Genomic DNA, 8,884 nt, shown 5'->3' with positions numbered 1-8,884 from the left:
GGCCTGGAGCGCGTCAGCATCCACGGCGACTTCTTCGAGTTGGGCGGCCACTCTCTCCTCGCCACTCAAGTCGTCTCTCGCATCCGCTCCACCTTCGACGTCGAGCTGCCCCTCGGTGAGCTCTTCTCCTCTCCCACCGTCGCTCTCCTCTCCGAGCGGCTGGACTTGCTCCACGGCTCCTCGTCTCGCCAGCCGGCCCTCGTCCCCGTCAACCGGGCCCAGCCGCCGCCTCTCTCCTTCGCCCAGCAGCGCCTCTGGTTCCTCGACCAGCTCCAGCCCGGCGCTTCCACCTACAACATCCCCTGGGCGCTCAAGCTCTCTGGCTCGCTTGACTCGGATGCGCTGCTCCAGTCTCTCAACGCGCTGATTCAGCGTCACGAGACCCTGCGCACCCACTTCGCCATTCATGAGGGCCAGCCCGTTCAGCACGTCCAGCTCGACTTCCGGCTGGAGATGCCTCTCATTGACCTCTCCGCCCTGCCCCAGCAGGAGCGTGACGCCGAGGCACAGCGGTTGGCGGCAGCCGAAGCCGTGCGTTCGTTCGACCTCGCCCGGGGCCCCGTCGTCCGCGCGTCACTCCTCCGCCTGGATGCGTCCGAGCACCAACTGCTCGTCACCGTCCACCACATCGCCTCCGACGGTTGGTCCATCGCCGTCATGGTCCGCGAGCTGGCCGCCTTCTACCGCCAGTTCTCCGGGGGCGAGCCCGCTCAGCTTGCCCCTCTGCCCATCCAGTACGCCGACTTCTCCGTCTGGCAGCGCCAGTGGCTCCAGGGTGATGTCCTCGCCTCAGAAATCGCCTGGTGGCGCAACCAGCTCGCGGGCGCTTCTCCCGCTATTGAGCTGCCTACCGACAGGCCCCGTCCCGCCGTCCAGTCCTTCCGCGGCTCGCTGATTCCTTTCGAGCTGTCTGCTGAGCTGACCTTCGCAGTGAAGGCACTCGCCCAGCGCGAGGGCGCCACGCCCTTCATGGTGCTGCTCGCCGCGTGGCAACTGCTGCTGTCTCGCTACTCTCGTCAGGACGACATCTGCGTTGGATCTCCGATCGCCAACCGCAATCGCGCGGAGACCGAGGGCCTCATCGGCTTCTTCGTCAACACGCTCGTCCTGCGTGCTCACATCAATGGCGGCCAGTCCTTCCGCCAGTTGTTGGAGCAGGTGCGCCTGTCCACCCTGGCTGCCTACGAGCACCAGGACGTCCCCTTCGAGAAGCTCGTCGAGGAACTCCAGCCTCAGCGCGACCTCAGTCGCAGCCCGCTGTTCCAGGTCTCCTTCGTCTTCCAGAACGCTCCTGACAATGCCCTCCGCCTCCCGGGCCTCTCCCTCGACGTCCTCACCTCCGAGCTTCACTCCGCCAAGTTCGACCTCTCCCTCGGCATGAGCGAGAGCCAGGGTCGTCTGCTCGGCTCCCTCGACTTCAACTCCGACCTCTTCGACGCAGCCACTCCGCGTCGCATGGCTCGCCACTTCGTCAGCCTCCTCACCGACGCCACCTCTCGCGTCGACGCGCCCCTGCGCCACCTCGGCCTGCTCGCCGACGACGAGAAGTCCCAGCTCTTCTCCGACTTCCAGGGCGCACACGTGCAGTACCCGAGTGAGGCCACGCTTCACTCGCTCATCCAAGCGCAGGCGCTTCGTTCTCCCCATGCCGAGGCCGTTCGCTTCGAAGACAGTCTCCTCACCTACGCGCAGCTCGATTCACGCTCCAACCAGCTCGCTCACCACCTGCGTACTCTCGGCGCGCGCCCCGGCTCTCTCGTCGGTGTCTGCCTGGAGCGCTCGCTCGACCTCGTCGTCGCCCTGCTCGCAGTCCTCAAGTCCGGCGCTGCCTACGTCCCCCTGGACCCCGCATATCCCCGCGAGCGCCTCGCCGGCATGCTCGAGGACGCTGACGCTCCCGTGCTCCTCACCCATGAGCACCTGACGTCCGTCCTCCCCCAGCACGCCTCTCGCGTCCTCTGCCTCGACTCCCAGTGGGACGCTGTCTCTCGACAGCCCTCCTCCTCGCTGGAGTCGCTCGCCGGCCCTGACGCCCTCGCCTACGTCATCTTCACCTCCGGCTCCACGGGCCGCCCCAAGGGCGCCATGAATGCCCACTCAGGCGTCGTCAACCGCCTGCTGTGGATGCAGCAGCAGTACGCGCTGACGGCGATGGACACCGTCCTCCAGAAGACTCCCTTCTCCTTCGACGTCTCCGTCTGGGAGTTCTTCTGGCCCCTCATGACGGGCGCTCGCCTCGTCCTCGCGAAGCCTGGCGGACACCAGGACCCCGCCTACCTCGTCCGCCTCATCTCCGAGCAGCGTGTCTCCACGCTCCACTTCGTCCCCTCCATGCTCCGCGCCTTCTTGGAGGAGCCGGGTGTCGAGAAGCTCTCCTCGCTTCGTCGCGTCGTCTGCAGTGGTGAGGCTCTCACTTCGGACTTGGTGACTCGCGCCCATGCGCGCCTGCCCGCTTCCGCCGAGGTCCACAACCTCTACGGCCCCACCGAGGCCGCCGTCGACGTCTCCTTCTTCCACTGCGCTCGCGGCTCCTCCCAGTCCTCCATCCCCATCGGCAGGCCCGTCGCCAACACCCGCCTCTACGTCCTCGACTCCGACAATCAGCCTTCTCCCGTCGGTGTCCCCGGTGAGCTCTTCATCGGCGGTGTCCAGGTCGGCCTCGGCTACTGGCGCAAGCCCCACCTCACCGCTGAGCGCTTCATCCCCGACGCCTTCAGCGCCTCTCCTGGTGCCCGCCTCTACCGCACCGGGGACGTCGCTCGCTGGCTCCCAGACGGCTCCCTCGAGTACCTCGGCCGCTCCGACTTCCAGGTCAAGCTGCGTGGCTTCCGCATTGAGTTGGGCGAAGTCGAGGCCGCGCTCCGCTCGCTCCCGTCCATCTCCGACACCGTCGTCGTCGTCCGTGACGAGTCCCGTCTCGTCGCCTACGTCGTCTCCTCTGGCGACTCCGACTCCGCTTCGCTCCGGGCCGCGCTCTCTCAGCGCCTCCCCGAGTACATGGTGCCCTCCGCCTTCGTCTTCCTCGAAGCACTCCCCCTGAGCCCCAGCGGCAAGGTGGAACGCAAGGCGCTCCCGGCTCCGGACTTCGCTCCCACCTCGCGTGAGCACATCGCGCCTCGCACGCCTTCCGAGGAGCTGCTCGCCTCCCTCTTCGCCTCAGTCCTCCGCGTCGAGCGCGTCGGTGTCACTGACAACTTCTTCGAACTCGGTGGACACTCCCTCCTCGCCACCCAGCTCATCTCTCGCATTCGCCAGTCCTTCGGCGTCGAGCTGCCCGTTCGCGCTCTCTTCGAGGCCGCCAGCGTCGCCCAGCTCGCGCCGCGCATCGAAGCCACCCGCCAGACTCAGGACGGCCTCCAGCTTCCGCCCTTGGCGCCCGTTCCGCGCTCCGGCGACCTGCCGCTCTCCTTCGCGCAGCAGCGCCTCTGGTTCCTCGACAAGCTCCAGCCCGACAGTCCCTTCTACAACATCCCCACCGCGCTCCAGGTGAACGGTGAGTTGCACACCGAAGCGCTCTCTCGCGCACTCCAGGAACTCGTCCGTCGCCACGAGTCGCTTCGCACCACGTTCCTCTCCCGTGACGACGGCCAGCCCGCGCAGCGCATCCACTCCGACGTCCCGTTCGCGCTCTCGCACGTCGACCTCGGACACCTTCCGGAATCCACCCGCGACGCCGAGGCCCAGCGCCTCGCCACCGTCGAGGCCCAGACTCCCTTCAACCTGACGCGCGCCCCGCTGCTGCGCGCCACCCTCGTGCGCCTCGACGAGCAGCGCCATGTGCTGCTCATCACCGTCCACCACATCGTCTCGGACGGTTGGTCCGCGGGAGTCTTCGGCCGCGAGGTCCTCGAGCTGTACTCCGCCTTCAGCCAGGGCCTGCCCTCACCGCTGGCGCCGCTGGCACTCCAGTACGCCGACTACGCCGCATGGCAGCGAGGCTGGCTGCGGGATGAGGCGCTGGCTCAGCAGGTCTCCTGGTGGCGCAACCACCTCGCGGGGGCGCCGCATGCCCTGGAGCTGCCCACCGACAGGCCGCGTCCTCCCGTCCAGTCCGCCCACGGCGCCAATCTCCCCGTGCGCCTTGGCGCGGACCTCACCACCACGCTTCGCACCCTCTGCAACCGCGAGGGCGTCACGCCCTTCATGGTGCTGCTGTCCGCCTTCAACGTCCTCCTCGCCCGCTACTCCGGCCAGGACGACATCGTCGTCGGCTCGCCCATCGCCAACCGCCGGCAGGCCGAGCTCGAAGGCATTATCGGCTTCTTCGTCAACACGCTCGCGCTGCGCACCCAGCTTCGCCTGGACATGTCCTTCCGCGAGCTGCTCGCCCAGGTGCGCGAGTCAACCCTCGGCGCCTACTCGCACCAGGACGTTCCCTTCGAGAAGCTCGTCGAGGAACTCCAGCCTCAGCGCGACCTCAGCCGCTCACCCCTCTTCCAGGCCATGCTCGCGCTGCAGACGGCGCCCCCCGTCTCGTCCCGGAGTGACGCGTCCGGCGCCCTGCGCGCCATCGACGTGGACAGTGGCACCGCCAAGTTCGACCTCTCGATTCTCCTCGTCGACTCCGGCGCCGACATCCACGGCCTGCTCGAATTCAACACCGACCTCTTCGACCGGAGCACCGCCCAGCGCATGGGCGAGCACCTGTCGCGGCTGCTCCAGGCCGCCATCGCCGACCCAAGCCAGTCCCTCGCCCACCTGCCGCTGCTGAGCACGCATGAGAAGCACCAGCTCCTCACCGAGTGGAACGACACCGCGAGCGTCCATCACGTCACCTCGCCCATCCACCGTCCCGTGGAAGCGCAGGTGGCGCGGAAGCCCCACGCCATCGCCGTCTCGGATGGTGTTGCCTCGCTCACCTACGCCCAGCTCGACACGCGGGCCAATCAACTCGCGCACTTGCTGCGCGAACACGGCGTCTCACCGGGCAGCTCCGTCGGCCTCTGCCTCGACAAGTCGCTCGACATGGCCGTCGCGGTCCTCGCGACGCTCAAGGCTGGCGCGTCGTATCTGCCGCTCGACCCCAACTACCCCTCCGAGCGCCTCGCGTTCATGCTCGAGGACTCCGCGGCGCCGGTCGTCCTTTCCCACTCCAGCCTCCGGGCCTCGCTGCCCGCGTCATCGAGTGCGCGACTCATCCTCGTCGACGCGGAGGCGGACGCCATCTCCGCCCAACCGCCTCACTCGCCCGACGTCGCGTTCTCTCCCGAGTCCCCCGCCTACGTCATCTACACCTCCGGCTCCACCGGCAGGCCCAAGGGTGTCGCCCTTCCTCACCGCGCGCTGAGCCATTTGCTGTCCTGGCAGTTGCGCCAGTCCGTGGTGCCTTCGGCCACCACCCTCCAGTTCGCCTCGCTCAGCTTCGATGTGTCGTGCCAGGAGATCTTCTCCACCTGGTGGGCCGGCGGAACGCTCGTGCTGCCCACTGGCGGTCTGCGCCAGGACATCCCCGCGCTGCTCGACTTCATGCACCAGCAGCGCGTCGGGCGGCTCTTCCTGCCCTTCGTCGCGCTCCAGGCCCTCGCGGACGCCGTCTCTCACGGCGCCACCGTTCCCACGACGTTGCGCGAGGTGGTGACGGCCGGTGAGCAACTCCAGATCACTCCCGCCCTCGTCGCCCTCTTCGAGAAGCTCCCGGGCTGCGTCCTGGAGAACCAGTACGGTCCCTCCGAGACGCACGTCGTCTCCGCGTTCCGCATGCAGGGAGCGCCCGCCTCCTGGCCCCGGCTGCCCTCCATCGGCTCGCCGCTGCCTCACACGCAGCTCTTCGTCCTCGACTCGATTGGCCAGCCGACGCCCGTGGGCGTGCCCGGTGAACTCTTCATCGGCGGCGCGCACCTGGCACTCGGCTACACCGGCAGGCCCGCGCTGACGGCCGAGAAGTTCGTTCCCCACCCGTTCTCGTCGACGCCGGGTGCTCGCCTCTATCGCACTGGCGACTCCGCTCGATGGACCTCCTCGGGCACCGTCGAATTCCTCGGCCGTCTCGACGGACAGGTGAAGCTGCGCGGCTTCCGCGTCGAGCTCGGCGAAGTCGAGGCCGCGCTGCGCTCCCTGCCTGGCATCCGCGACGCCGCGGCCATCGTCCGAGAGGACGTCCCCGGCGCCAGGCGCCTCGTCGGCTATGTCGTCCCTGTCTCTGGGACGGACGCAGTCACTGCCGAAGCGCTCCGCTCCGCCCTGCTCAAGCGCCTGCCCGAGTACATGGTGCCCTCCGTCTTCGTCGCCCTGGAGGCCCTGCCGCTGACTCCCAGCGGGAAGCTCGCCAGGAGGCTGCTGCCGGCACCCGACGCGGCGAGCCTGACGGACGAGTCGTCCTTCGTCGCACCTCGTACCCCCACGGAAGAGAAGCTCGCCGAGCTCTTCGGCGCCGTCCTCAACCTGCCTCGCGTCAGCGTCACCGAGAGCTTCTTCGCCCTGGGTGGGCACTCCCTTCTCGCCACCCAGGTCGTCTCTCGCATCCGCTCCACCTTCAACGTCGAGCTCCCACTCCGCGAACTCTTCGAGGCCCCCTCCGTTTCACAGCTCGCCGAGCGAGTGAATCAACAGACGGCTGTGTCGCAAACACCGCCGCTGGTCCGCACGGACCGCTCGCAGCCGCCACCGCTGTCGTTCGCACAGCAGCGCTTGTGGTTCCTCGACAAGCTTCAGCCAGGTAGCGCGACCTTCAACATGCCCCTCGCGATTCATCTCGAGGGCACGCTGGACATGGATGCGTTGCAGCAGTCCTTCACGGAGCTGGTGCGTCGCCACGAGGTGCTGCGCACCACGTTCCGCGAGGGCCCGGTTCAGATCATCCATCCTCCCGCGGCCGTGCCGATGCCGCTGGAAGACCTGTCCGCGCTCACCGAAGAGGCGCGCGACGAGGAAGTCCAGCGTCGAGTCCTCGCGGAGGCCGAGCGTCCTTTCGACCTCGCGCGTGGCCCCCTGCTTCGGACCGCGCTGCTGCGGCTGAGTGCGACCCAGCACCTGTTGATGATGACGATGCACCACATCATCTCGGACGGCTGGTCCATGGGCCTGATCGTGCGTGAGTCCACCGCGCTCTACGAGGCTTTCGCGGCGCGGCGTCCTTCGCCGCTGCCCGAGCTGCCCATCCAGTACGCCGACTACGCCGCATGGCAGCGGTCCTGGCTCCAGGGCGAAGCGCTCGACACCCAGCTCGACTGGTGGAGCGAGTATCTGTCCGGAGCAGCACTGCACCTGGACATGCCCACGGACTTCCCGCGTCCGGCCGTGCAAGGCTTCCGAGGAGCGAGTGTCTCGCGAGTGCTGCCGCGTCAGCTCGTCGACTCACTCCACGCGCTGTGCCGTCGTGAGGGCTCCACGCTGTTCATGGCCCTGATGGCCGGCATCCAGGCCGTCCTGTCCCGCTACTCCGGCCAGGATGACTTCGTCATCGGCACCGGTATCGCCAACCGGAACCACTCGGAGACCGAGGGCCTCATCGGATTCTTCGTCAACCAGCTCGCCCTGCGCGCGCGGCTGGGCGGCAATCCCTCCTTCCGCGAGCTGCTCGCGCGTGTCCGCCACGACACCTTGGGCGCCTACGCGCACCAGGACCTGCCCTTCGAGGAGCTGGTCAAGGCCGTCAACCCCGAGCGCAGCCTCGCTCACGCGCCCCTCTTCCAGGTCGCAGTGGTGCTCCAGAACCAGCCCGAGGCCGAGCTGAAGGTTCCGGGCCTCACCTTCCACCTGCAGCCCTCCAACACCGGCACCTCCCGCCTCGACCTCACCCTCGCCCTCCAGGAGACGGCCCAGGGCCTGGGGTGCAGCATCGAGTACCGCACCGACCTCTTCACGGCTCAAACCGTCGACAGGCTGCTCATCCACCTCGGTGCTCTCCTCGAGAAGGCCGCGGCCCAGCCCGAGGCTCCTCTCTCCTCCCTCTCCCTTCTCTCCGAGGCCGAGCAGCACCAGCTCCTCGTCGAGTGGAACGACACGGAGCGTTCCTTCCCGCGCGACTCCACCGCTCACGCCCTCTTCGAGGCCCAGGCCGCTCGCACTCCTGACGCCATCGCGCTTCGCTTCGAGGGCAACTCCCTCACCTACGCTCAGCTCGACTCTCGCGCCAATCGCCTCGCGCACCACCTGCGTGGCCTCGGCGTCACGGCCGAAGTCCCCGTCGCTCTCTGCGTCGAGCGCTCTCTCGACCTCGTCGTCTCCATCCTCGCCATCCTCAAGGCCGGCGGCGCCTGGGTTCCTCTCGATGCCTCGTACCCCGTCGAGCGCCTCTCCTTCATGCTCCGCGACTGCGCAGCCCCCGTGCTCGTCACCACGGCGACTCTGGTGCAGTCGCTGGGTCTGAATGTGGAAAGCGTCGTCCGGCTGGATTCCGACGCGAGCCTCATCTCCGCGCAGCCCGAGTCCGCTCCGGCCTCCAGCACCAGTGCCGACAACCTCGCCTACGTCATCTACACCTCCGGCTCCACCGGCACTCCCAAGGGCACCCTCCTCCAGCACCGCGGCCTCGCAAACACCGCTATCACCGCTGGCCGTGCCCACGGCTTCTCTCCCTCCTCTCGCGTCCTCCAGTACGCCGCCTTCGGCTTCGACGCCTCCGTCGCAGAAATCTTCGGCGCCCTCCTCGCCGGCTCCACCCTCGTCCTCGCTCCTCGCGAGCGCCTCCTCCCCGGCGCTCCTCTGCGCGACTTGCTCCGCGACGAGTCCATCTCCGCTGTCACCCTCACTCCCTCCGTCCTCGCGCAGATGCACCCCGAGGACCTCCCCTCTCTCCAAACCCTCATCTCCGCCGGTGAGGCTTGCCCTCCCGAGCTCGTCCAGCGCTGGGGCTCTCGCCTCCGTCTCCTCAACGCCTACGGCCCCACCGAAGTCACCGTCTGCGCCTCCATCTCCGCACCTCTCCTCCCCGGCCAGACTCCTT

Annotated in this window: 1 protein-coding gene; it reads left to right on the top strand. The window is 68.3% G+C overall.

Translation table 11 applies throughout. The annotated features are described in order from the left end of the window. Positions 1–8,884, top strand: an 8,884-nt coding sequence (locus HUA74_RS41580; protein ID WP_174459007.1) for a non-ribosomal peptide synthetase, incomplete at both ends; no start/stop codon positions are given.

Origin of the sequence: Myxococcus sp. CA051A (assembly GCF_013336705.1) — a bacterium.
GTDB classification, from domain to species: Bacteria; Myxococcota; Myxococcia; order Myxococcales; family Myxococcaceae; genus Myxococcus; species Myxococcus llanfairpwllgwyngyllgogerychwyrndrobwllllantysiliogogogochensis.
This window is presented reverse-complemented; position numbering and strand designations above follow the sequence as displayed.